Genomic DNA, 417 nt, shown 5'->3' with positions numbered 1-417 from the left:
GCGTTGACGCAAACACCGGGGACGGGATATCGTTGGGCGCCAGGATGGAAACTTCTAGCCGATGTCCCTCCCTTACGACGTGGCCGATCGGGTCCAGGGAGAATCTCGCCTTGTAAATCTTCCCCGGCTCGAGTTCCTGCACTTCGCGGAGCGATTGATTGATCTGGTCGGGCCTCGTGCGCGCCGGATCGATCTGGCGCAGCGACGCGCGTAAGAAGCCCCGCGTCAGATATGTTGTATTTCCCTCCGGGTCCACGTCCTTTAGAGTCACCATGAAATCTGTGTCAGTCTGATCGGAGCTAAAGTGGAACGAGACGTCAGGATTACCCAGGAGGGTCATGTCCGCTTCCATCGGATCGGTCCGATAATGCAGGGAGCCGGAGGCTTGCGGTGTCAAGGCGAACTGTGGGTTCGATC

At 58.5% G+C, this 417-nt stretch carries 1 protein-coding gene; it reads right to left on the bottom strand.

The genetic code is table 11. The features are described 5' to 3' along the window. Nucleotides 1-340 (bottom strand): CocE/NonD family hydrolase C-terminal non-catalytic domain-containing protein (locus EOA60_RS37130; protein ID WP_281060837.1); only part of this gene is annotated, 340 nt, incomplete at its 3' end. Between the last annotated feature and the right edge of the window lie 77 nt (nucleotides 341-417).

The organism is Mesorhizobium sp. M1A.F.Ca.IN.020.06.1.1, from assembly GCF_004023265.1.
Classification (GTDB): domain Bacteria; phylum Pseudomonadota; class Alphaproteobacteria; order Rhizobiales; family Rhizobiaceae; genus Mesorhizobium.
This window is presented reverse-complemented; position numbering and strand designations above follow the sequence as displayed.